This is a genomic window from Micromonospora sp. NPDC049497, assembly GCF_044465805.1.
In the GTDB taxonomy this organism is placed as follows: Bacteria; Actinomycetota; Actinomycetes; order Mycobacteriales; family Micromonosporaceae; genus Micromonospora.
Genome location: NZ_JBITMC010000001.1, coordinates 187,499 through 208,851, shown reverse-complemented (window position 1 = coordinate 208,851; position 21,353 = coordinate 187,499). Strand labels below are relative to the sequence as shown.

The 21,353-nt window shown below is 74.1% G+C and carries 25 protein-coding genes; 14 read left to right on the top strand and 11 right to left on the bottom strand.

From position 1 onward, the window contains the following. The first annotated feature begins 19 nt into the window (after positions 1–19). The 11 genes from ybaK (at position 20) to ACIBR0_RS00935 (ending at position 10,020) form a co-directional block, all read left to right on the top strand. The gene (gene ybaK, locus ACIBR0_RS00985) at positions 20–499 is read left to right on the top strand and encodes a Cys-tRNA(Pro) deacylase (RefSeq protein WP_396711931.1); all 480 of its coding nucleotides are present in this window, start codon (positions 20–22) and stop codon (positions 497–499) included. 313 nt (positions 500–812) lie between these two features. Continuing rightward, entirely contained in the window at positions 813–1,910 is a 1,098-nt protein-coding gene (locus ACIBR0_RS00980) for a sugar ABC transporter substrate-binding protein (RefSeq protein WP_396711929.1), read from the top strand. Between the two features lie 105 nt (positions 1,911–2,015). Beyond that, positions 2,016–2,834, top strand: coding sequence for an ATP-binding cassette domain-containing protein (locus ACIBR0_RS00975; RefSeq protein ID WP_396711927.1), 819 nt, complete (start codon positions 2,016–2,018; stop codon positions 2,832–2,834). Further along, positions 2,831–4,090 carry a sugar ABC transporter permease gene (locus tag ACIBR0_RS00970; protein WP_396711925.1) on the top strand — a complete coding sequence of 420 codons (1,260 nt, stop codon included), beginning with the start codon at positions 2,831–2,833 and terminating at the stop codon, positions 4,088–4,090. The genes ACIBR0_RS00975 and ACIBR0_RS00970 overlap by 4 nt, the downstream gene beginning before the upstream one ends. Positions 4,091–4,117: 27 nt before the next feature. Continuing rightward, entirely contained in the window at positions 4,118–5,299 is a 1,182-nt protein-coding gene (locus tag ACIBR0_RS00965; protein ID WP_357029623.1) for an ROK family protein, read from the top strand. Between the two features lie 122 nt (positions 5,300–5,421). Beyond that, positions 5,422–6,156 (top strand): DUF4142 domain-containing protein, encoded by a 735-nt coding sequence (locus ACIBR0_RS00960; RefSeq protein ID WP_396711923.1) that lies wholly within the window; start codon positions 5,422–5,424, stop codon positions 6,154–6,156. Between the two features lie 22 nt (positions 6,157–6,178). Next, positions 6,179–7,858, top strand: a complete 1,680-nt coding sequence (locus ACIBR0_RS00955; protein WP_396711921.1) for a copper resistance protein CopC — start codon at positions 6,179–6,181, stop codon at positions 7,856–7,858. A 92-nt stretch (positions 7,859–7,950) separates the two neighbouring features. Beyond that, positions 7,951–8,322: a YbaB/EbfC family nucleoid-associated protein gene (locus ACIBR0_RS00950; protein ID WP_396711919.1), complete on the top strand. Its 372-nt coding sequence runs from the start codon at positions 7,951–7,953 to the stop codon at positions 8,320–8,322. A gap of 13 nt (positions 8,323–8,335) precedes the next feature. After that, the gene (locus ACIBR0_RS00945) at positions 8,336–8,659 is read left to right on the top strand and encodes a hypothetical protein (protein WP_357037104.1); all 324 of its coding nucleotides are present in this window, start codon (positions 8,336–8,338) and stop codon (positions 8,657–8,659) included. 3 nt (positions 8,660–8,662) lie between these two features. After that, positions 8,663–9,712: a toxin glutamine deamidase domain-containing protein gene (locus ACIBR0_RS00940; RefSeq protein WP_396711917.1), complete on the top strand. Its 1,050-nt coding sequence runs from the start codon at positions 8,663–8,665 to the stop codon at positions 9,710–9,712. An 11-nt stretch (positions 9,713–9,723) separates the two neighbouring features. Then, entirely contained in the window at positions 9,724–10,020 is a 297-nt protein-coding gene (locus ACIBR0_RS00935; RefSeq protein WP_396711915.1) for a hypothetical protein, read from the top strand. 6 nt (positions 10,021–10,026) lie between these two features. On the opposite strand, the gene ACIBR0_RS00930 is transcribed toward ACIBR0_RS00935, so the two are convergent. The 4 genes from ACIBR0_RS00930 to tsaB are packed head-to-tail and all read right to left on the bottom strand — an operon-like array spanning position 10,027 to position 12,473. Then, entirely contained in the window at positions 10,027–10,281 is a 255-nt protein-coding gene (locus ACIBR0_RS00930; protein WP_396711914.1) for a hypothetical protein, read from the bottom strand. A gap of 17 nt (positions 10,282–10,298) precedes the next feature. Next, on the bottom strand, positions 10,299–11,345 hold the full coding sequence (gene tsaD / locus ACIBR0_RS00925) for a tRNA (adenosine(37)-N6)-threonylcarbamoyltransferase complex transferase subunit TsaD (RefSeq protein ID WP_357037116.1): 1,047 nt from the start codon (positions 11,343–11,345) through the stop codon (positions 10,299–10,301). After that, on the bottom strand, positions 11,338–11,799 hold the full coding sequence (rimI, locus tag ACIBR0_RS00920) for a ribosomal protein S18-alanine N-acetyltransferase (protein WP_357037119.1): 462 nt from the start codon (positions 11,797–11,799) through the stop codon (positions 11,338–11,340). Before rimI ends, tsaD begins: the two co-directional genes overlap by 8 nt. Next, positions 11,796–12,473, bottom strand: coding sequence for a tRNA (adenosine(37)-N6)-threonylcarbamoyltransferase complex dimerization subunit type 1 TsaB (gene tsaB, locus ACIBR0_RS00915; protein ID WP_396711912.1), 678 nt, complete (start codon positions 12,471–12,473; stop codon positions 11,796–11,798). The genes rimI and tsaB overlap by 4 nt, the downstream gene beginning before the upstream one ends. A 130-nt stretch (positions 12,474–12,603) precedes the next feature. Here tsaB and ACIBR0_RS00910 point away from each other — a divergent pair, with 130 nt between their 5' ends. Beyond that, positions 12,604–13,314, top strand: a complete 711-nt coding sequence (locus tag ACIBR0_RS00910; protein ID WP_396711910.1) for a helix-turn-helix domain-containing protein — start codon at positions 12,604–12,606, stop codon at positions 13,312–13,314. Here ACIBR0_RS00910 and ung read toward each other — a convergent pair. The 7 genes from ung to ACIBR0_RS00875 form a co-directional block, all read right to left on the bottom strand. Then, the gene (gene ung, locus ACIBR0_RS00905) at positions 13,303–14,004 is read right to left on the bottom strand and encodes a uracil-DNA glycosylase (RefSeq protein WP_396711908.1); all 702 of its coding nucleotides are present in this window, start codon (positions 14,002–14,004) and stop codon (positions 13,303–13,305) included. The genes ACIBR0_RS00910 and ung overlap by 12 nt on opposite strands. 61 nt (positions 14,005–14,065) lie before the next feature. After that, a complete protein-coding gene (tsaE, locus tag ACIBR0_RS00900; protein ID WP_357040082.1) occupies positions 14,066–14,548 on the bottom strand; it encodes a tRNA (adenosine(37)-N6)-threonylcarbamoyltransferase complex ATPase subunit type 1 TsaE in 483 nt (160 codons plus the stop codon). Next, positions 14,545–15,651: an alpha/beta fold hydrolase gene (locus ACIBR0_RS00895; RefSeq protein ID WP_396711906.1), complete on the bottom strand. Its 1,107-nt coding sequence runs from the start codon at positions 15,649–15,651 to the stop codon at positions 14,545–14,547. The genes tsaE and ACIBR0_RS00895 overlap by 4 nt, the downstream gene beginning before the upstream one ends. After that, entirely contained in the window at positions 15,648–16,766 is a 1,119-nt protein-coding gene (gene alr, locus ACIBR0_RS00890; protein ID WP_396711904.1) for an alanine racemase, read from the bottom strand. Before alr ends, ACIBR0_RS00895 begins: the two co-directional genes overlap by 4 nt. Before the next feature lie 67 nt (positions 16,767–16,833). Then, on the bottom strand, positions 16,834–17,184 hold the full coding sequence (locus ACIBR0_RS00885) for a PepSY domain-containing protein (protein WP_357042202.1): 351 nt from the start codon (positions 17,182–17,184) through the stop codon (positions 16,834–16,836). A gap of 100 nt (positions 17,185–17,284) precedes the next feature. Next, a complete protein-coding gene (locus ACIBR0_RS00880; RefSeq protein WP_396711902.1) occupies positions 17,285–18,754 on the bottom strand; it encodes an NAD(P)H-hydrate dehydratase in 1,470 nt (489 codons plus the stop codon). Positions 18,755–18,805: 51 nt separating this feature from the next. After that, complete coding sequence (locus tag ACIBR0_RS00875; protein ID WP_396711900.1) at positions 18,806–19,174, bottom strand: holo-ACP synthase; 369 nt, start codon at positions 19,172–19,174, stop codon at positions 18,806–18,808. Positions 19,175–19,350: 176 nt separating this feature from the next. On the opposite strand from ACIBR0_RS00875, the gene ACIBR0_RS00870 reads away from it, so the two are divergent. Together ACIBR0_RS00870 and ACIBR0_RS00865 are read left to right on the top strand one after the other, a co-directional pair. After that, a complete protein-coding gene (locus ACIBR0_RS00870) occupies positions 19,351–19,647 on the top strand; it encodes a hypothetical protein (protein ID WP_396711898.1) in 297 nt (98 codons plus the stop codon). Further along, positions 19,644–21,266 carry an alpha/beta hydrolase gene (locus tag ACIBR0_RS00865; RefSeq protein ID WP_396711895.1) on the top strand — a complete coding sequence of 541 codons (1,623 nt, stop codon included), beginning with the start codon at positions 19,644–19,646 and terminating at the stop codon, positions 21,264–21,266. Before ACIBR0_RS00870 ends, ACIBR0_RS00865 begins: the two co-directional genes overlap by 4 nt. Positions 21,267–21,353: the final 87 nt, after the last annotated feature.

Below are 21,353 nucleotides of genomic sequence, written 5' to 3'. Positions count from 1 at the left end.
CGCGGCTAGGTTGACGATCGTGGCAGGACAGGGCACTCCGGCGACGGCGCTGCTGGCGAAGCGGAAGGTGGCACACCGCACCCATCCGTACGACGTCTCCCCCGACGCGCCGAATTACGGCGCCCTGGTGGCGGCGGCCCTGGGGGTGCCGCCGGAGCGCGTGTTCAAGTCGCTGGTCACCGAGGTCGACGGTGCGCTCGCGGTGGCGGTGGTCCCGGTGACCGGCGAGCTGGACCTGAAGGCCCTCGCCGCGGCCCTCGGCGGCAAGCGGGCCGCGATGGCGGACCGCACGGTCGCCGAGCGCGCCACCGGCTACGTCCGGGGCGGCATCAGCCCGCTGGGGCAACGCAAGCGACTCCCGACGGTGCTCGACGAGACGGCGCTGCGACACGACACCGTGTACGTCTCGGCCGGCCGCCGCGGCCTCCAGTTGGAGCTGTCCCCCGAGGACCTCGCAACCCTCACCAACGCCACCACAGCCCCCCTCTCCACCACCTGACCCGCTCCCCCAGCCCGGCCCGGCCCCGTCCGTGCGGCGATCTTGCCCATTCGGCGCCGGTGATCATGGGGTTGGCGGGTGGTGGAGGTCCGATTTCGCCCGTCAACCTCATGATCGACAGGCTTGCCCCGGCTGGGGTGGGATGAGAGCGCTTCCTGGTCGGTGACGCTGGGGCGTCGAGCGCGTTGCCGAATTGTTACCGCCCCCAACAAACTCGTGGCCTCGGCGGTCTTGTGTGCGGGGTCTCACGCGGAATACGTTGCCGGGCACAACAAAAGAACCACCATCCCCCACCCCCGAAAGGACCCTGCACATGCGCAAGGGCTTCCTCGCCGTCGCCGCCGTGGGCCTCCTGGCCACCGGCAGCATGGCGGCCTGTGGCGACAATTCCGGCGACGGCGACCAGGCCGGCGCTCAGCGGACACCGAAGATCGGCGTGATCCTTCCGGACAGCAAGTCCTCCGCCCGCTGGGAGGGCGCGGACCGCAAGTTCCTGGAGGAGGCGTTCAAGGCCGCCGGCGTCCAGTACGACATCCAGAACGCGCAGGGCGACAAGGCGAACTTCTCCACCATCGCCGACCAGATGATCACCAACGGGGCGACCGCCCTGATGATCGTCAACCTGGACTCCGGCACCGGCAAGGCCGTGCTGGAGAAGGCGAAGTCCCAGGGCGTCGCCACCATCGACTACGACCGGCTCACCCTCGGCGGTGGCGCGGAGTACTACGTCAGCTTCGACAACGAGGCAGTCGGCAAGCTCCAGGGCGAGGGCCTGAGCAAGTGCCTGACCGACAAGGCCGCCAAGAACCCGGTCGTGGCGTACCTGAACGGCTCGCCGACCGACAACAACGCGACCCTGTTCAAGAACGGCTACGACTCGGTGCTCAAGCCGAAGTTCGACGCCAAGGAGTACACCAAGGGCCCGGACCAGGCCGTTCCGGACTGGGACAACGCGCAGGCCGGCGTGATCTTCGAGCAGATGCTCACCTCGACCAAGGGCAAGATCGACGGCGTCCTCGCCGCCAACGACGGCCTCGGCAACGCGGCCATCTCGGTGCTCAAGAAGAACAAGCTCAACGGCAAGGTGCCGGTGACCGGTCAGGACGCGACCCCGCAGGGCCTGCAGAACATCCTCGCCGGTGACCAGTGCATGACCGTCTACAAGGCGATCCGCGAAGAGGCGAAGGCCGCCTCCGACCTGGCCATCGCCCTGGCCAAGGGCGAGCGCAAGAACACCGGCCAGACGGTCAAGGACCCGGAGTCCGGCAAGGACGTCGCCGCCGTCCTGCTCACCCCGAAGGCGATCTACAAGGAGAACGTCAAGGACGTCATCGCCGACGGCTTCGTGACCAAGGACGAGGTCTGCACCGGGGAGTACGCCAAGCTCTGCGCCGACGCCGGCATCAGCTGAACCCCGCCGTGGTGAGGCCGCCCGGCACGGGCAACCCCCGTGCCGGGCGGCCTGCCGCCACCGGACGGGCCCCGAGACCTCCCCTGAGCGCGTAAGGAGACCCCCGTGTCCGCGACCCCCCTGCTGGAGCTGCGCGGGATCGACAAGAGCTTCGGTCCCGTCCAGGTCCTGCGCGACGTCGCCTTCGCCGCCTACCCCGGCGAGGTGACCGCGCTGGTCGGCGACAACGGCGCCGGCAAGTCCACGCTGGTCAAGTGCATCAGCGGCATCTACCCCACCGACGCCGGGGAGTTCCTCTTCGACGGCGCGCCGGTGACCATCAACAGCCCCCGGGACGCCGCCTCGTTCGGGATCGAGGTCGTCTACCAGGACCTCGCGCTCTGCGACAACCTGGACATCGTGCAGAACATGTTCCTCGGCCGGGAGAAGCGCAGCGGTGTCGTGCTCGACGAGCCGACCATGGAGCAGATGGCCGCCGAGACCCTCGCCGGGCTCTCCGTCCGCACCGTGAAGTCCCTGCGCCAGCACGTCTCCAGCCTCTCCGGCGGCCAGCGGCAGACCGTCGCCATCGCCAAGGCCGTGCTGTGGAACAGCAAGCTGGTGATCCTGGACGAGCCCACCGCCGCGCTCGGCGTCGCGCAGACCGCGCAGGTGCTGGAACTCGTCCGCCGGCTGGCCGACAACGGCCTGGCCGTGGTCCTCATCTCGCACAACATGAACGACGTCTTCGCCGTGTCCGACCGGATCGCCGCGCTGTACCTCGGCCAGATGGTCGCCCAGGTGAAGACCACCGACATCACCCACGCCCAGGTGGTCGAGCTGATCACCGCCGGCCGGTCCGGCGGGCTCGGCCTCGGCGGGGGCAACGGGCAGTCCGACAACGGCGGCGAGCCCGCCGCCAGCACCCCGGGAGCCGTCCGATGACCACCACCACCGTCCGCCAGGAGGGGCCGGCGTCCGTCACCCCGGCGCCCACCGTCGGAGGTCACGTCCGCAACTACCTGGCCCGCGTACGCGGTGGTGACCTCGGGTCGCTGCCGGCGGTCACCGGCCTGCTCGTCCTCTGCGTCGTCTTCGCGATCGTCCGGCCGGTCTTCTTCTCGGCGGCGAACTTCGCCAACCTGTTCACCCAGGGCGCGGCCGTCACCGCCATCGCGATGGGCCTGATCTTCGTCCTGCTGCTCGGCGAGATCGACCTCTCCGCCGGCTTCGCCAGCGGCGTCTGCGCGGCGATCCTCGCCAACGTGGCGACGGTGCTCGGCTACCCCTGGTACGTCGCGGTCGCCGCCGCGCTCTTCACCGGCATGGTCATCGGCCTCACCCTGGGCGTCCTGGTCGCCAAGGTCGGGATCCCGTCCTTCGTGGTGACGCTCGCCGGCTTCCTCGCCTTCCAGGGCGTGGTGCTGCTGCTCATGGAGGAGGGCACCAACATCTCGATCCGCGACGAGACGATCATCGCGATCGAGAACCGCTGGGTCCCGCCGCTGATCGGCTGGGTGCTCGTCGCGGTCGCCGTCGGCGGGTACGCCGCCGCGCAGTTGCTGCGCCACCGCAACCGTACGGCGCGCGGCCTGGTCACCGACCCGATCATGGTGGTCGTCGGACGCATCGCCGCGCTGGCGGTCATCCTCGGCATCGCGGTGTACGTGCTCAACCAGGAGCGCAGCATCAACCCGCTGATCAGCTCCAACAAGGGCATGCCGATCGTGGTGCCGATCCTCGCCGTGCTGCTGGTCTTCTGGACGTTCGTGCTGAGCCGGACCGCGTACGGCCGGCACCTGTACGCGGTCGGCGGCAACCGCGAGGCGGCCCGGCGGGCCGGCATCAACGTGGACAAGATCCGCATCTCGGCGTTCGTCATCTGCTCCGTGATGGCGGCCGTCGGCGGCATCATCGCGGCCAGCCGGGACAGGTCGGTCGACCCCAACACCGGTGGCAGTAACGTGCTGCTCTACGCCGTCGGCGCGGCGGTGATCGGCGGCACCAGTCTCTTCGGCGGCAAGGGCCGGATCATCGACGCCGTGCTCGGTGGCGCGGTGGTTGCCGTGATCATCAACGGGATGGGCCTGATGGGGTACAGCTCCGGCGTCAAGTACGTGCTGACCGGCCTGGTGCTGCTGCTCGCCGCCGGTGTGGACGCGCTGTCACGGCGGCGGTCCGCGGCCACCGGCACCCGCTGACTCCGGCTTCACGGAAGTAACGACCCCATGCGCGCAGGACCCACTCAGGACGAGATCCGTCGGCAGAACCTGGGTGCCCTGCTGCGCCACGTACACGTGCACGGCGCGACCTCGCGGGCGGAACTCACCACCACGCTGGGGTTGAACCGGAGCACCATCGGCGCACTCACCACCGACCTCGCCGCGGCCGGCCTGGTGAGCGAGGGGGCGCCGAAGGAGACCGGCCGGGCCGGACGACCGTCGCTGGTCGTCCGGCCCGAGTCGGCCCGTGTGCACGCGTACGCGTACAGCATCGAGGTGGACCGGCTGCGGGTCGCGCGGATCGGTCTGGGCGGCGCGGTGCTCGACCGCCGGGAGCTGGCCCGGCCGCACAACCTCACCGCCGCGGAGGCCGCGCCGCTGCTGGCCGGCGCGGTGAAGGAGATGCGGCAGGTGGTGCCGCCGGACGCGATCTGCGTCGGCGCCGGCGTCGCCGTGTGCGGCATGGTCCGCCGCGACGACGGCCTGGTCCGGCTCGGGCCGACCACCGGCTGGGTGGACGAGCCGATCGGCGCGGCGCTCGGCGAGGAACTGGGGCTCGACGTGCCGGTCGTGGTGGGCAACGTCGCCGACGTTGCCGCGTTCGCCGAGCACGCCCGGGGTGCGGCGGCCGGCTGCGACAACGTCATCTACCTGTACGGGGACGTCGGCGTCGGCGCCGGCATCATCGTCGGCGGGCGGCGGCTGACCGGGCACGGCGGGTACAGCGGCGAGGTCGGGCACATGGTGGTGGTTCCCGGCGGGTCACGCTGCGCGTGCGGGTCCCGGGGCTGCTGGGAGACCGAGATCGGCGAGCACGGGCTGCTCCAGGCCGCCGGCCGCGCCGACGCCCGCGGCAAGGACGCCCTGCTGGCCGTGTTCGACGCCGCCGACCGGGGGGACGCGCGGGCCCAGACGGCCGTACGCCAGGCCGGTGACTGGCTCGGCTTCGGCGTGGCGAACCTGGTCAACATCTTCAACCCGGAGATGGTCATCTTCGGGGGCACCATGCGCGACCTCTATCTCGCGGCGGCGGCCCAGGTGCGCAGCCGGCTCAACTCGATCGCGCTGCCCGCCTGCCTGGAGCATGTCCGGCTGCGGACCCCGACGCTCGGCGACGACGCGCCCCTGCTCGGCGCGGCCGAGTTGGCCTTCGAGCGACTGCTGGCGGACCCGCTCGACGTCGGCTGATTCGCGATTCGCAGTGAACTGATTCGGCGCTCAATCCGTACCTGTGGACGGACGGGCGGCCGGTGGGTGCGGCGGCCCGGGCAACCTGTGTACCGGTCCGGCCCCGAGGAGGCACCGCAGACATGGCACCGCTCAGATCCGCCCGTAGCCGGCAGGGGCACCGGACCCGCGTCGCGGTGCTGCTCGTCACGATCGCCGCCGGGCTCGGGCTGCTGCCCGGCGCCGCCCTCGCCGCCCCGGCCGGGCAGCAGCTCAACGCCGCCGACGCGGCACTGCTCGCCGGCGTACGGCTGGCCGGCCTGTGGGAGATGCCGGCCGGTCAGATGGCCGCCGAGAAGGGCCAGAACCCGGTCGTACGCCAGATCGGTGCCGAGATCGCCAAGCAGCACGAGGAGTTGGACCGGATCACGGTCGACGCCGCCAACAAACTCGGCGCGGCCATCCCGACCGACCCGACCGCCGAGCAGCAGGGCTGGCTGAAGGAGATGAAGGACTCCACCGGCGCCCGCTTCGACCAGATCTTCGTGACCCGCCTGCGGGTAGCCCACGGCAAGATTTTCCCGGTGATCGGCGCGGTCCGCGCCAGCACCCGCAACCCGGTCATCCGCGACCTCGCCGAGGCCGCCAACACCTTCGTCAACGACCACATGACCATGCTGGAGAGCACCGGCCTGGTCCGCTGGGCCGAACTGCCGCCGGCCGCGCTGCCCGCCCCGGCCGAGGACGGCCTGCTCGCCGCCGCCTCGGCCAACACCGGCCCCCAGATGAGCGTCAGCACCACGGTGGTGTGGCTTGTCTTCCTCGCGGCGCTCGGCACCGGCGGCATCGCCACCTGGCGCATGCTCCGCCGCACCTGATCCCCCGGACACCGGCACCGCGATGTCGACGGTGACGTCCCCTGCCCGAGGAGAACCGCCGCACGGACGTACCCGTGCGGCGGTTCTGCTCGGGCTGGTCCTGGCCACCCTCGGCGGCGCACTGGCCCCGGCCGGCCCGGCCGCTGCGCACGCCGTCGTGGTCTCCACGGCGCCGCAGCACGACGCGGTCGTCGGCTACGCCCCGCGGGAGGTGGTGGTCACCTTCAGCGAGCCGGTGACGCCGGTACCGGGCCGGGTGCGGGTGCTCGCCCCGGACGGCAGGCGCACCGACGTCGAGAAACCGGAGGTACGGGGGACGACGATGCGGATCCCCGTCCGGGTTCCCGCGCGACCGCTCGGCACCTATCTCGTGAGCTACCGGGTCATCTCCGCGGACGGCCATCCCGTCGCCGGCAGCTTCACCTACTCCGCCGGGGCGCCCTCGGCCGCGCCACCGCAGCCCACGTCCGACGACGCGTCGCCCGGCGGGTCGTCGGTGCCGGTGGCCCGGTACCTCGGCTACCTGGGGCTCGTCGCGGCGGTCGGCCCGCCGCTGCTGGCCGCCACGATGTGGCCCCGCCGGCGCTCCCGTCGCGGGGCGCTCCTCCTGGCGTGGGCCGGTCTCGGCCTGGTCGCCGTCGCCACGGTCGCGACCTGGGCGGGGCAGGCCGCCGAGGCCGTCGGCGTACCGGTCGGCGAGCTGACCCTCGCGGATCTCCGGACGGCGTGGGCCGGCGGCGTCGGCCCGGTGCTCGCCGCGCGGCTGGCGCTGGTGGGCGTCGCCGCGGCGCTGCTGCCCGCCCTCGTCCGTGGCGCGGCGAGCCGGCGGCGCACCGCCGTGCTGGCGGTGGTGGGGCTGGCCGGGCTGGCCACCTGGCCGCTCGCCGGGCATCCGGTGGCCGCGCCCCTGCCGGCGGTGAGCGTCGCCCTGGCCACCGTCCACGTCGCCGGGGTGACCGTCTGGCTGGGCGGGTTGCTCACCCTCACGGTGTTCCTCCTGCGCCGGACCCACGAACGGGTGCTCGCCCGGATCCTGCCGGCCTGGTCCCGGTGCGCCACGGTCGCGGTGTGCTGGCTCGTCGTCGCCGGCCTGAGCCAGGCCGCGATCGAACTCGGCCGGCCGTCGGCGCTGCTCGGCAGCACGTACGGGCGGCTGCTGTGCGCGAAGGCGGGACTCCTGGTCGTCGTCCTCGCGGTGGCCGCCGGGCAGCGACACCTCGTCCGGCGCCGGGTCGCCGCGAACCGCCCCCGGTGGGTCGTCCGCGCGGCCGGTGTCGAGCTGGCCGTCACCGCGGTAGTGCTGGCTCTCACGGCGATGCTCGTGCAGATCCCACCGGGCCGCACCGCCGGCACGGAGGCCGCCGGAGCCGTCCGGGAGGGTGTCGCCCGGTCCCTCGACACCGACCTGCTCACCGTGCAGTTCGACGTCTACCCCGCACAGGCGGGCACACCGAACAGCCTGCACGCCTACGTCTACACACCGGAGGCCAGACCGCTGCCGGTCGTCGAGTGGACCGTCACCGCCGCCCTGCCGGCCGCCGGCATCGAACCGATCACCGTCGGAGTCGACACGCCGGAGCCGCACCACGCCAGCGCCGAGCTGCGTTTTCCCGTACCGGGCGACTGGACGGTGCGGATCACCGCCCGCATCTCCGACCTCGACCAGTCCACCGTGACCGCCACGGTGCCGATCCGCCCGTGACGCCGGCGGAGAGCGCTGGCGGCGCACCGTTAGGCTGCTGCGGAATGCGAGCCATCGACACTCCACAGTCGATCCAGGATCGAGGTGTCCCCGTGACCGACCAGTACGACCGGCCGGACGGCCTGCTCGGCCGCTTCACGGCCACCCGCGCCTCCGCCGTGGCGGCGGACGGCCTGGTGCACCTGACCGTCGACGGCACCGGTGACCTCCTCGACCTCGACCTCGACCCGCGCGCCCTGCGCCTACCGGCGGCGGACCTCGCGGCGGCGATCCTGGAGGCGTTCGCCGCGGCCCGCGCCGAGGTGCAGGCGGCCCTCCAGGAGCAGCTCACCGCCGCGCCGGTGACCCTCCCGGACGGGCTCGGCCCGCTGCTGCGCGACGTCGGCTCGACCGCGCAGAGGCGGCTCGACGACATGACCGCCGCGGCACAGCAGATCGCCGACCGGCTCGGCCGACCGAACTGACGGGAGACGCCTGATGAAGCCGATGCACACCGAACCGGAGGTGCTGGCCGGTTCGGCCCAGGCCATCGCCGGGGCCGCGGTCGAGCTGGAGGACGGGCTCGCCGCCCTGAGCGCCACGGTCACCTCCGAGAACCCGTGGGGCGCCGACGAGCCGGGCAGCGTCTTCGGTGCCGCCTACACGGAGGTGCTGTCACACGCCCTGGAGACGTACGGCTCGCACGTGCAGCAGCTGCTCGGCGCGGCCGAGGGGCTGGCCGACTGGGCCGCGCAGGTGGTCGAGACGGACCAGCGGTCGGGCGAGCTGTTCCAGTCGCTGCACGGCCGTCTCGGCGGCTGAGCCGTGGGCCTGGAGCTGCCGGCCGAGCTGACCGAACCGCTCAGCTGGGTCGGCCTGGAGTGGCCGGAGGCCGACGAGGAACTGCTCTTCGCCGCCGGGCAGCAGTGGCTGGCCTTCGGGGCGCGGTTGCAGGGTGCCGCCGACCGCGCGAACGACGCCGCCGACGCGGTGTGCCGGCACAACACCGGGACGACCACCGACGCGTTCGGGCGGTGGTGGAACGCCGACGACGGCCCACGGCGGCGCCTGCTGGAGGACGCGATCGCCGCCCAGCTCATCGGCAGCGTCCTCATCGTCTTCGCGGCCATGACGCTGGCCCTGAAGATCGCGTTCTTCGTCCAGCTCGTCATCCTGCTGGTCCAGGTGACGATGGCGATCGCCGCCGCGGTGGCGACCTTCGGCGCGTCCACCGCCACCGTGCCGGCGTTCATCGCCGCCACCCGCCTCGCCTGCCGTCAACTGGTCAAGCAGGTCGTCCAACAGGTTCGCACCCTGCTGAAACAGATCCTCGACCAGGCGAAGAAGCTGCTGAAGCTGGTGCGGACGGCCGGGGCGAAGCGGGCCGCCCGCAAGGTGGAGAAGCGCATCGCCGACGACCTCGCCCGGGTGAACCCGAAGTTCGACACCAGCACCCCGCACTACTCGGCCAACTGCACGCACTGCGTGCAGGCGTACGAGCTGCGCCGCCGGGGGGTCGACGCGGAGGCGACCGCCCTTCCCGACCGGTTCCACCTCTTCCGCGGACGCCCTCTCGCCGACCTGGAGAACGCGTGGGGCCGGACGTTCACCCCGGGGGCCAGGGGGGACATCGAAAAGGCGTTCGAGACCTTCGGGCCGGGGTCTCGTGGCGTGGTCTACGCCAAGTGGCAGGGCAACGGCGCCCACGTGTTCAACGTGGAGAACGTCGGCGGCACCGTGCGGTTCGTCGATGGTCAGAACGCCGGCGTGGACGTGGCCAGCTACTTCGACATCGCCAAGGACACGTCCTTCGTCCGCTTGGACGATGTCCCGACGCCGTCCCACCTCAGTGAGTTCGTCCGGACCCGCCGATAGGATCAGCCGCCATGACCGTCACGTACGAAGAGGCTCGCGAGATCGTCCGTCAGGCCACCGAGCCGGAATGGCCGTTCGGCACGTACTGCCTCGACGACCGGCAGATCACCGAGAACGACGAGCGGTACGTCTTCGAGGTCGGCTCCCGGGAGTACCTGCTCGACGGGAACCTGTCCTACGCGATGGCCGGCTCCGTGCCGACCGTCACCAAGAGCGACGGCACCCTGGAGTGGCTGCCGTCAGTCACCGTGGCGATGGACCGGTCCATGCGGACGCGACCCAATCCGGCTCCCACGCTGCGGGTCTGAGCACGGTCAGCGGTCGACCTGGGTGAAGTCCCAGGAGTGCGGTGGGCGGGCGAGCAGCATGGCGGGCGGGTCCGGCAGCGGTCGCGGGTTGCTGCGCCACTTGGAGATGACCACCACCCGGTGGTCGGTGGAGGAGAACACCTCGCTGGCCACGTGCAGCGGGTCGTGGTCGAAGTCCGGCAGGGCGGTGTCGCAGACCCAGGTGACGAGGTCCGCCATCCCGTACGGCTCCGCCCGCGCCTCCCACATCCGTACGATCACGTTGGCCGTCCCCTCCCTCACACGCTGACCCTGGTCAGCGGCATCGCCGAGTCGGCGGGCAGGTCCAGCCGGCTGGCCGCGACGCCCGCGGCGACGAGGTGCGAGCCGAGCGCGGCGACCATGGCGCCGTTGTCCGTGCAGAGCTTCGGGCGGGGCACCCGGACCCGGATCCCGTGCTTCGCCGCCCGGTGCTCGGCCATCGCCCGCAGCCGGGAGTTGGCGGCGACTCCCCCACCGATGACGAGGGTCTCCACGCCGTTGGTCCGGCAGGCGTCCAACGCCTTGCCGACCAGCACGTCGCAGACCGCCTCCTGGAAGGACGCGGCGACGTCGGCGACCGGCACCGGCTCGCCGGCCCGCTGCCGCGCCTCGACCCAGCGGGCCACCGCTGTCTTCAGCCCGGAGAAGGAGAAGTCGAAGCGGTGGGCGGCCAGGTCCTTGGGCGCGGTGAGCCCGCGCGGGAAGGCGATGGAGGCCGGGTCGCCGGCCCGGGCCTCCCGGTCGACGTACGGGCCGCCGGGGAACGGCAGGCCGAGCAGCCGGGCGATCTTGTCGAACGCCTCGCCGGCCGCGTCGTCGATGGTGGCGCCGAGCGGGGTCACGCCCCGCGCGAGGTCGTCGACGAGGAGCAGCGAGGAGTGCCCGCCGGAGACCAGCAACGCGACGGCCGGCTCGGGCAACGGACCGTGTTCGAGGGTGTCCACGGCGACGTGCGCGGCCAGATGGTTGACGCCGTAGACGGGCTTCTCGGCGGCCAGCGCGTACCCCTTGGCGGCGGCCACTCCGACGAGCAGGGCGCCGGCCAACCCGGGTCCGGCGGTGACGGCGATCGCGTCGACGTCGGCGAGGGTCACGCCCGCCTCGCGCAGGGCGCGGTCCATGGTCGGCACGATGGCCTCCAGGTGGGCGCGGCTGGCCACCTCCGGCACCACGCCGCCGAAGCGGGCGTGCTGGTCGACGCTGGAGGCGAGGGCGTCGGCGAGCAGGGTGTGCCCGCGGACGATGCCGACGCCGGTCTCGTCGCAGGACGTCTCGATGCCGAGGACCAGGGGTTCGTCAGCCATTGCTCACTGCCTCTTGTCGCTGCATGACCAGCGCGTCGGTGTTGCTGGGTTGGTAGTAGCCGCGTCGCACGCCGATGATCTCGAACCCGTACGACGCGTAGAGCTTCTGGGCCGGGCCGTTGTCCGCCGCGACCTCCAGCAGGGTGCTGCGGGCACCGAGCCGTGCGGCCTCGGCGAGCAGCGCCTCCAGCAGCAGGCGGCCGATGCCGCGCCGCTGGGCGTCGCGCCGGACCGCGACGTTCTGCACCCACGCCTCGTCGGACGGGGCGGCGGTGAGGCCCGCGTACCCGAGCACGGTGTCGTCGTCGACGGCGACCAGGTAGTGGTGGCCGTTGGCCAACTCGTTCCAGAACATCGCCGCCGACCACTGCTCCGCACCGAACAGGTCCGCCTCGATGGGCAGCACCTCGTCGATGTGCCACCAGCGGAACCGTTCCAGCCGTACCCCGCTCACGGCAGGACCGGCTTGCGCGCCGTGGCCGCCACGGCGTCGGGCCGACGCAGGTAGAGCGGCGTGAGCGTCTCGCCGGGCGCACCGGCCCGGATGCGCTCCGCCGCGAGGGCCGCCAGCACGCCCGCGTCCGGGTAGCGCGGCTCGGCCCGCACCGGCAGGCCCAGCGTGTCGGCGTACCGGTGGGCGCCGTCGCCGACGGCCACCGTGACCGCGAGGTCGCGGGCGCGCTCCGCGGCGACCGCCGGCGCCGACACCTCCGGCCCGACGATCCGCTGCCCGGCGCCGTCGTAGACCGCCCAGTAGATCTCCCGGCGGCGCGCGTCGCTCGCGGCCAGGACCGGTTCGCCGGCGGCCGCCGGGTGGCCGATCCCGTCCAGCGAGCAGACACCGTACGTGGGGACGCCGAGCACCTGCCCCATCGTGGCGGCGGTGACCAGTCCCACCCGCAGCCCCGTGAACGGTCCCGGGCCGAGCCCGGCGACGATCGCGCCCAGGTCGGCGACCCGCGCGTCGGAGTCGGCGAGGACCGCGTCCACCTGCGGGGCGAGCAGTTCGCCGTGCGCCCGCGCGTCGACCGTGCACCGGTGCGCCCGGAGCACGACGCCATCCGCCGAGACCTCCGCGAGGGCGGCGGTCACCGCGGGGGTCGAGCTGTCCACCACCAGTACGAGCACGGTGAACCAGCCTAGCCGCCCCCTTCCCCGGCCGACCGGCGACCGGAGGCGTGGTTGGCTCCGCGAGCCTTATACCTGACCGTCATATTCATGACTGCCAGGTATGAAGCACGTGCGCCATCATGCTCGGATGTCTGACGATCGCCTCGCGACCGCAATCGGGGCGCTCCTGCGGCGGGAACGAGGCTCGCGATTCCTGACCCAGCAGACACTTGCTGACCTGGCCGGAGTCAGCCAGGCCGCAGTGGCCCGTATCGAGCGCGGCGACCGGATCCCGAGCTTCCGGCTGATCGAGCAGATCCTGGACGCGATGGACCTGCAGCTCACCGTCGGCGTGGAGCCACTGGACGCGCAGGTCGACGCGCGGCTGGACGAGCTGGCCACGCAGTCGCCGGCCGAGCGGCTCGACGGGATCGGCCTGGATCGGATGATCGACCGGCTCGGCGACCTGCCGTTCGTGCTCACCGGGGCGACCGCCGCGCTACTCCAGGGCGCGCCGATCCCGGCGGACATGCCGGAGATCGCCCTGCGCTGGGCCGATGCGGCCCGGTTCACCGTCTGGCTCAACGCCGCCCTCGGCCAGCGGTGGAACGCCCGGTGGGAGGAGTACGGCGGCGTCCACGTCGAGCCCGAGGAGCCGGGCGAGCACCGGTGGCGGACGAAACACGGGGAGCTGCGGGCCCGGATGTGCGACGAGCTGCCGGAGTCGATCGAGGTGCGGCACGGCGAGCGGAGCTACCGGGTGGTGCCGCTGGTCGAGGTGGAGCTGACCGACCCCCACGCCGCCGAGCTGCTCCGCCGCCACCGCGACCGCCACCGGCAACGGCGGTCAGCCGGCTGAGCGTTCCCAGTCGACCGTCGGCAGGCCGGCGTCGGCGAGCGCCTTGTTGGCGGCGCTGAACGGGCGGCTGCCCAGGAAGCCCCGCGGGTTCATCGGGCTGGGGTGGCCGGCCTCCAGCACCACGTGGCGCGGGTTGGTGACCAGGCCCGCCTTCTTGCGCGCGTACCCGCCCCAGAGCAGGAAGACGACCCGTGACTCCATCGCGTCCAGGGCGCGGATGGTGGCGTCGGTGAACTCCTCCCAACCGGAGTTCGCGTGCGAGCCCGGCGTGGCCTCGCGGACGGTCAGCACCGCGTTCAGCAGGAGCACGCCCTGGGCGGCCCAGCCACTGAGGTTGCCGCTGCGCGGCTTCGGCGCGCCGACGTCCTCGCCCAGCTCCTTGAAGACGTTGCGCAGCGACGGCGGCACGCCGACCCCCTCGCGGACGCTGAAGCTGAGCCCGTGCGCCTGACCGGCCCGGTGGTACGGGTCCTGGCCGAGGATGAGCACCCGGCAGTCCTCGGGGCCGCACAGCCGGTAGGCCGAGAACAGGTCCTCCACCGGCGGGAAGACCGTGCGGGTGGCGTACTCCCGGGCGACGAACTCCGCGAGCGCCGCCGTGCGGGCCGGGTCGAGGTGCGGAGTGAGCACCCCCCGCCACTCCTCCGGCAGCAGCGCCAGCAGGTCCAGGGTGGGTGCGTCGTCGAGCATCGGCGGCCTCTCGGCGGTGGGATCAGGTCCCGGGCACTCTAAGCCGCCGGTACGACAGCGCTCAGCCGAGGGCCGCGAGGCGGCCGGCCCAGTCCCCGCCCACCGGCTCCAGCTCGACCACCCGCGTGTCGTCGTCGCGCCGGTCGATGCGGACCCGCAGGTGCGCGTCGACCAACTGCTCGACCAGCCCCTCGCCCCACTCGACGACGGTCACCGACTCGTCCACGGAGGCGTCGAGGTCGAGGTCGTCGATCTCGGCACGCGGATCGGCGGCGTCGCCCAGGCGGTACGCGTCGGCGTGCACCAGCGCCACCGTGCCGCCCCGCGCCGGATCCGGACGGTGCACCCGGGCGATGACGAACGTGGGCGAGGTGATGTCGCCGAGCACGCCGAGCCCCGCACCGATGCCCTGGGTCAGGGCGGTCTTGCCGGCCCCGAGCGGACCGGTCAGCAGCAGCAGGTCACCGGCGCGCAGCACCCCGGCGAGTCGGCGGCCGAAGTCCCGGGTGTCGTCGACCGTGGGCAGCTTCACCACGACGCTCACGACGCCGCCCCGCCGCAGGTGTCCAGGAAGCGCGTCAGCGCGGCGTTGACCTCGTCGGCGTGCTCCAGCATCACCACGTGCCCACTGTCGTGGATCTTGACGAACTCGGCGTGCGGCAGCCGCCGGACGATCTCCTCGGAGTGGACCACCGGCGTGATCATGTCCTTGTCGCCGACGATCACCACCACCGGCGTGTCGGCGAGCGCCGCCAGCGCCGGGAACCGGGAGTGCGTGGCGAGCGTGCGCAGGTAGCGCGTCACTGTATCGGCGGAGGTCCGCGAGTTCATCGTCTCGACGTACGACACCAGGGCCGGACTCGGCCGGGTCGTCCCGAACCCGTACTTGCGGGTGAGCAGCCAGGCGACGTTGGACGTGGACCGCCGCGCCCGGTCGATCACCGGCCCGCCGTAGCGGGTGACGTTGCCGACCATGTAGAGCACGGGCGCGCCGACCCGGCCGAGCAGCGCCGGTGCGACCAGCTTGGTCTCCGCCAGGAGGCCGCCCGACGTGGCCATCAGCACCGTACCCACCACGCGGTCGCCGAACATCTCCGGGAACAGCTCGGCGAACGCCATGATCGTCATGCCGCCCATCGAGTGCCCGACCAGCACCAGCGGCCCCTCCGGGGCGGTCCGGTCGATCACCGCGCGCAGCGTGCGACCGAGGGCGGTCAGGTCGTACTCGCCGGTCTCCAGCCGCCCCGACCGGCCGTGCCCCGGCTGGTCGTACGCGATGACGCGGTGCTCGCCCCGCTCGGCGAGCAGCTTGCGCTGGAAGTGGAAGGTGCCCATGTCCAGGCAGAATCCGTGCACCAGCACCACCGTCGGGTTGCCGGCCCTCGGGCGGGTCGGCTCCACGATCTCGACGTGGATGTCGGTGCCGTCCGGCATCTCCAGCTTGAACGCCTCGTCGTACCGCTGGTCATCGAAGGGCTCGTCGGCGTACGGATCGGTGGGGTCGGCCTTGAACCGGCGGACCAGGGCGCGCTCGGTGGCCACGCCCGCCGCGAGCCCCGCGGCGGCGACCCCGACGGCGGCCAACGCGCCGACGGCGGCCCGGGCGTGGCCGGACCGGGGCAGCGGGATGCGGGGGCGGCCGGTCACGGGCGTTCGCCGTCGTAGACGCGGGGCACCCGGGTGCTGCCGAACCGGGTGACGATCTCGTAGTTGATGGTGCCGACGGCCTCCGCCCAGTCGTCGGCCGTGGGCTCCCCGTCGGCACCGCTGCCGAAGAGGGTGGCGACGTCCCCGGCGGCGACCGCGTCGTCACCGCAGTCGAGCACGAACTGGTCCATGCAGACCCGGCCGGAGACGGTCCGGCGGGCACCGCCGAGCTGCACCGGGCCGCTGTTCGACGCGTGGCGCGGCACACCGTCGGCGTAGCCGAGCGGGATCACCGCGAGGTTCGCCTCCCGCTCCGTGGTGTAGGTGTGGCCGTAGGAGACCCCGGAGCCGGCCGGCACGCGCTTGGCGAGCATCACCCGGGCCCGGGCGGTCATCGCCGGGCGCAGGCCGTAGGTCTCCCCGGCCACCGGGGAGAGCCCGTAGACCGCCAGCCCGGGCCGGACCAGGTCGAAGTGGGTGTCCGGCCGGGTCAGCGTGGCGGCGGAGTTGGCCAGGTGCCGGTAGCGCGGGTGCAGCCCCGCCTTCTCCACCATGCCCAGCCCCTCGTGGAACACCGCGAGCTGCCGGTCCGTGGTCGGGTGGCCGGGCGAATCGGCGTACACGAAGTGGCTCCACACGCCGACGACCTCGACCAGCCCGTCGGCCTGGGCCTTGGCGGCGGCGTCGAGCAGCGTCGGCCAGTCGGCGACGGTCGCGCCACCACGGGCCAGCCCAGTGTCGATCTTGAGGTGCAGCCGGGCCGGACGACCCGCGATCCGGCTCGCCTCGACCATCTCGTCGAGCTGCGGCAGGCTCGCCGCCCCCAGGTCGACCCCGGCGGTGATCCCCTCGTGCAGGGGCAGCCCGGGAGTGAGCAGCCAGGCCAGCACCGGCACGGTGATCCCGGCCCGACGCAGCGTCAGTGCCTCGTCCAGCGTGCAGACGCCGAGCCAGTCGGCGCCGGCGTCGAGCGCCGCCCGGGCGGCCGGGACCATGCCGTGGCCGTACCCGTCGGCCTTGACCACCGCCATCAGCTCGGCGGCGGTGCCGGAGCGGAGCCGGCTCACGTTCTCACGGATCGCGTCAAGGTCGACGCGTACCTCGGCCTGCCACATGCGCACAGCCTACTTCCGGGCCGATCACCACAGGCCGCCAGCCGCCGGACGAGCGGTCCCGCGCCCGTCAGTCGTCGGCGAGGAGGTCGCCGGTGGTCGCGTCGACCTCGACTTCGCCCACCCGGGCACCGGACAGGTCCATCTTCCAGATCGGCCGGCCACCCTCGGAGTCCAGCTCGGCCCGGACGACCTGACCGCCGAACCGGTCGGTGACGATCTCCGCCGCCTGCACGGCGTTGACCTGGCGAGGGCCGAACCGCGCGTCCAGCTCCGGGTCGATGCGCAGCTCGAAGGCCGGCCCGCCGGGCGGTGTGGCCACCCGGTCCCGCCCGTCCTTCGCCGAGGCCAGGGCCGTACCGACGATCAACGGCACCGCGACACCGACGGCGGCGACGGACCAGGTGAGGGCTCTGCGCATGGTTGCTCCTCCGGGAACGCGTGCGGCCGGCCGCGTCCTCGACGCCCGCACGCCGAGGGGTACGGCCGGGCGACGCCCCCGGTTCAACGCGGGCGTCGCCTCACGGCAGGCGGGCCAGCACCGGGCGCAGCGCCGCCGCCACGTCGGGCGCGGTCACCGGGCCGCCCCGGGCCGCCTCCCGGCCGGCCAACCCGTGCAGGTACGCCGCCGCGACGGCCGCCCGGTCGGCCGGCACGCCGGCCGCCAGCAGCGAGCCGAGCAGCCCGGCCAGCACGTCGCCGGTGCCCCCGGTGGCCAGCGCCGGGGTGCCGGTCGGATTGACGTACGCCCGGCCGTCCGGCGTGCCGACCACCGTGCGGTCCCCCTTGAGCAGCACCACCGCGTTCATCCAGGCGGCCAGCCGCAGCGTGGCGGCGACCCGGTCGGCGCCCGGCATCTCCCCGCACAGCCGGGTGAACTCCCGGTCGTGCGGCGTCACCACGATCGGCGCGTCCCGCCCGCGGAGCCGGTCGGCGAGGGAACCGTCGACCAGCAGGGTCAGCGCGTCCGCGTCGAGCACCACCGGCACCGGCGCGGCGAGCACCGCCCGCAGTTCCCCCGCCGCGTCCTCGCCGGTGCCGAGTCCCGACCCGCAGACCCAGGCCTGCACCCGGCCGGCGTCGGCGACCCGGTCGGTGGCGATCACCGAGGGGTGGTGGTGCACCACGTCGGCCCGGGCCGACCCCGCGTAGCGGACCATGCCGGTGGGGCCGGCCAGCGCACCGCCGACGGAGAGGATCGCCGCCCCCGGGTACGTCGCCGAACCCGTCGCGACTCCCACCACGCCCCGCGTGTACTTCTCCGACGCCGGGCCCAGCCGGGGCCACCAGTCGACCACGTCGGACCACTCGGTCACCCGCAGCGCGGGGCTGCCCCGCAGCCACGGCGCCAACCCGATGTCGACCAGCTCGACCTCGCCGGCGAGGGCGGCGGCCGGTCCGACCACCAGCGCCGGCTTCAACGCGCCGAACGCCACCGTCACGTCGGCGCGTACGGCGGTCGGGCGACCCGACGCGGACAGCGGCACGTGGCCGGTGTCCACCGCGACGCCGCTCGGCACGTCGACCGCCACCACGGTCGCCCGGCCGCCGTCACGGCCACGCAGATCGTCGAGGCCGGCCACCAACCGGTCGGCGGCCTCGCGCAGGCCGCCGGTGCCGCCGATACCGACGATGCCGTCCACCACCAGGTCGACCACGGCCGGCGGCTCTCCGACGACCCGTCCCCCGACGGCACGCAGCGCGGCCAGCCCCTCGGCGTGCGCCCGGCCGGGCGTCAGCGGCAGAGCCGACACGGCCGCGCCGCGGCGGGCGAGATGCACACCGGCGAACAGGGCGTCGCCGCCGTTGTCGCCGGAACCGACCAGCAGGAGCACCCGTGCCGCGTACACACCGCCCCGCTCGGCGAGGAGCAGCGCGCACCGGCGGGCCAGGCCGGCGGCGGCGCGCTGCATCAGCGTCCCGGCCGGGAGGGTGGCCATCAGGCCGGCCTCCGCCGCGCGTACGTCGGCCACCCGCCACACCGGTCTCATGCCACCCCGTCCCGTCCGTGTCCCGGCGTGCCCGGCGGCACGCCGCCGATCTCAGCGTTCCGCGACCACCATCGCCGACGCGATCCCGCCGTCGTGCGACAGCGACAGGTGCCACCGGTTGACGCCCCGCTCGGTGGCCGCCGCCGCGACGGTGCCGGAGACGGTCAGCCAGGGCCGGCCGTCGGGGTCCGGCACGATCTCGCAGTCGTGCCAGCTCAGGCCGGCCGGGGCACCCAGCGCCTTGGCCACCGCCTCCTTGGCGGCGAACCGGGCGGCCATCGACTCGGGCGACCGCGGGTTGCCCGAGCGGGTGTACCGCTCGGCCTCGGTGAAGAGCCGGTCGGCGAGCAGCGGGGTGCGCGCCAGGGCCCGGGCGAACCGGTCGACGAGCACGACGTCGATGCCGACAGCGACGATCACGGGCCCCACCCTACCGGCGCGCGGGGCCGCACATTAGCCGCCGGCTCCGCCCGGGGCAATGCCTGTGGATGACCGGGGCGTACGGCGGGACGCGGTTGTCCACAGGGCACGCGCGACGGGACCCGGGCCGCCTAGCGTCGCCGTCGTCGCTGTCGTCGTGCCACGGGGGGCCGGAGATGACCGAGGAGACGTTGACCGTCCGACCGGAGGTGCTGCGCCGGGGCGCGGGCGCGCTCGGCGACGACGCGTACCGGCTGGCGCACGGGCTGACGGGCGTGCCCGGGCTGGTGCCGTCCGCGCCGGAGTGGGCGACGGGCGGCGCCCTGGCCGGGCTGGAGGCGGCGGTGCACGGCTGGTTCGGCGGTGTCGCCGCCCGGGTGGCGGCGACCGGTGCGGCGGTCCGGGCGGCCGTGGAGGCGTACGAGGCGGTGGACGACCGGGCGGCTCGCCGGTTCACCGTGCTGCCGCGGTGACCGCCCCGACGACGGCGCCCCCGGTTCCGGCGGCGGGCGTCGGCTACCGGCAGCTCTGGGCGGCCGATCCGGGCGCGTGGCGGGCCGCGGGTGCCGCCTGGCGTAGTGGGATCGGGCTGGTCGGGCGGCGGGCCGACGAACTGGCCGCCGACGCCGCCGCCCTGCGGCGGGGCTGGGTCGGTCCGGCCGCCGGTGCCGCCGACGCCCGGCTCACCGGCGTGCGGAGCGAGTTGGCCACGGTGGTCCCCGCCCTGGTCGAGGTCGACCAGGTGCTCGACGGGTTCGCCGTCCGCCTGGGCGCGGCGAAGGCCCGACTGGAGGCGGCGGTCACCCTCGCCGACCGGAACGGTGTACTGGTGGACCGGCACGGGCGGGCGAGCGCCGATCCGGCCCGTCCGGCGACGGAACGGGCGGGACCGGCGGTGGCCGGTGTCGCCACGGCTGTCCGTGCCGCACTGGACCTCGCCACGGCGGCCGACCGGGAGGCGGCCGGACGGCTGGCCGGGCTCGCGGCGGCGGCCCGCTCGACGTGGGTGTCACCGCCACCGGCGGGCCGGCCGACACCCGGGACGGGTCCCGCCCTCGTCCGGGCCTGGTGGGCGGGGCTCACCCCGGCGCAGCGCCGATGGCTGGTGGCGTACGAGCCGGAGCTGGTCGGGAGCCTCGACGGGGTGCCGGTGGCGGCGCGGGACCAGGCGAACCGGCTGCTGCTCGCCACACGTCGGGAGGACCTGCTGGCCGAGCACCGGCGGCTGCGGGAGCGGATCCCGCCCGGGCCGGTCGAGCTGGCCGGTTTGCAGCGGGTCGACGGGTCCCTCGCCGGGCTGGACGCGCTGGCCGAGCGCCTGACGGCCACCGAGGGCCCGCGGGCGTACCTGCTGGGCCTGGGGACCGGCGGCGAGGGTCGGGCGGTGGTGGCGCTGGGCGACCCGGACCGGTCCGAGCGGGTCCTGACGTACGTCCCGGGGATGACGGCGGGGCTGGACGACGTGCCCGGCGAGCTGGACCGGGCGGGGAGGGTGCTGGCCCGCTGCGGCGCGCTCGCGCCCGGCGAGGAGAGCGCGGCGGTGCTCTGGCTCGACTACGACGCCCCGGACTTCCTGCACGAGGCGGCGGGGTCGAGGCAGGCCACCGATGCCGGGCCGGCGCTGCACCGGTTCCAGGAGGGCCTGCGGGCCACCCACGACGGGCCGCCGGCCCGGCAGACCGTGCTCGGGCACAGCTACGGGTCGCTGGTGGTCGGCGCGACGGCCCGCGACCACGGGCTGGCGGCCGACGCGCTGGTCTTCGTCGGCTCGCCCGGTGTCGGCGTGGCGCACGCGGCGGAGCTGGGTGTCCCGCCCGGGCAGGTGTGGGCGAGCACCGCGCCGGACGACGTGATCCGGCTGGTGCGGTCGCCGGACGAGCTGCTGCGGCATCCGTTGCTGGCCGCGCCGCCGCTCGGCGCGGCGGTCTCGCTGGTCGGCGGGTCGCGGGACGAGCTGTGGTTCGGCCGTGACCCGGCCGATCCGGGGTTCGGTGGGCGCACCTTCACGAGCGGTCGGCACGGCCACACCGGCTACTGGGAGGCGGACAATCCCGCCCTGGACGGGATGGCCCGGGTGGTGCTGGGGCGGTGACGACGCGGCGGCCCGGCTGACCGGCGGCGGTGGGCCCGCCGGACGCGACGGACCCCGGGTCACCGTGGTGGTGGCCCGGGGTCGGCG

Bases quoted from the DNA above. Each gene is read 5' to 3' on its own strand.
- ACIBR0_RS00980 (WP_396711929.1), top strand. From the start codon at position 813: ATGCGCAAGGGCTTCCTCGCCGTCGCCGCCGTGGGCCTCCTGGCCACC.
- ACIBR0_RS00970 (WP_396711925.1), top strand. From the start codon at position 2,831: ATGACCACCACCACCGTCCGCCAGGAGGGGCCGGCGTCCGTCACCCCG.
- ACIBR0_RS00965 (WP_357029623.1), top strand. From the start codon at position 4,118: ATGCGCGCAGGACCCACTCAGGACGAGATCCGTCGGCAGAACCTGGGT.
- ACIBR0_RS00960 (WP_396711923.1), top strand. From the start codon at position 5,422: ATGGCACCGCTCAGATCCGCCCGTAGCCGGCAGGGGCACCGGACCCGC.
- ACIBR0_RS00955 (WP_396711921.1), top strand. From the start codon at position 6,179: ATGTCGACGGTGACGTCCCCTGCCCGAGGAGAACCGCCGCACGGACGT.
- ACIBR0_RS00945 (WP_357037104.1), top strand. From the start codon at position 8,336: ATGAAGCCGATGCACACCGAACCGGAGGTGCTGGCCGGTTCGGCCCAG.
- ACIBR0_RS00935 (WP_396711915.1), top strand. From the start codon at position 9,724: ATGACCGTCACGTACGAAGAGGCTCGCGAGATCGTCCGTCAGGCCACC.
- tsaD (WP_357037116.1), bottom strand. From the start codon at position 11,345: ATGGCTGACGAACCCCTGGTCCTCGGCATCGAGACGTCCTGCGACGAG.
- ACIBR0_RS00910 (WP_396711910.1), top strand. From the start codon at position 12,604: ATGTCTGACGATCGCCTCGCGACCGCAATCGGGGCGCTCCTGCGGCGG.
- ung (WP_396711908.1), bottom strand. From the start codon at position 14,004: ATGCTCGACGACGCACCCACCCTGGACCTGCTGGCGCTGCTGCCGGAG.
- alr (WP_396711904.1), bottom strand. From the start codon at position 16,766: ATGTGGCAGGCCGAGGTACGCGTCGACCTTGACGCGATCCGTGAGAAC.
- ACIBR0_RS00885 (WP_357042202.1), bottom strand. From the start codon at position 17,184: ATGCGCAGAGCCCTCACCTGGTCCGTCGCCGCCGTCGGTGTCGCGGTG.
- ACIBR0_RS00880 (WP_396711902.1), bottom strand. From the start codon at position 18,754: ATGAGACCGGTGTGGCGGGTGGCCGACGTACGCGCGGCGGAGGCCGGC.
- ACIBR0_RS00870 (WP_396711898.1), top strand. From the start codon at position 19,351: ATGACCGAGGAGACGTTGACCGTCCGACCGGAGGTGCTGCGCCGGGGC.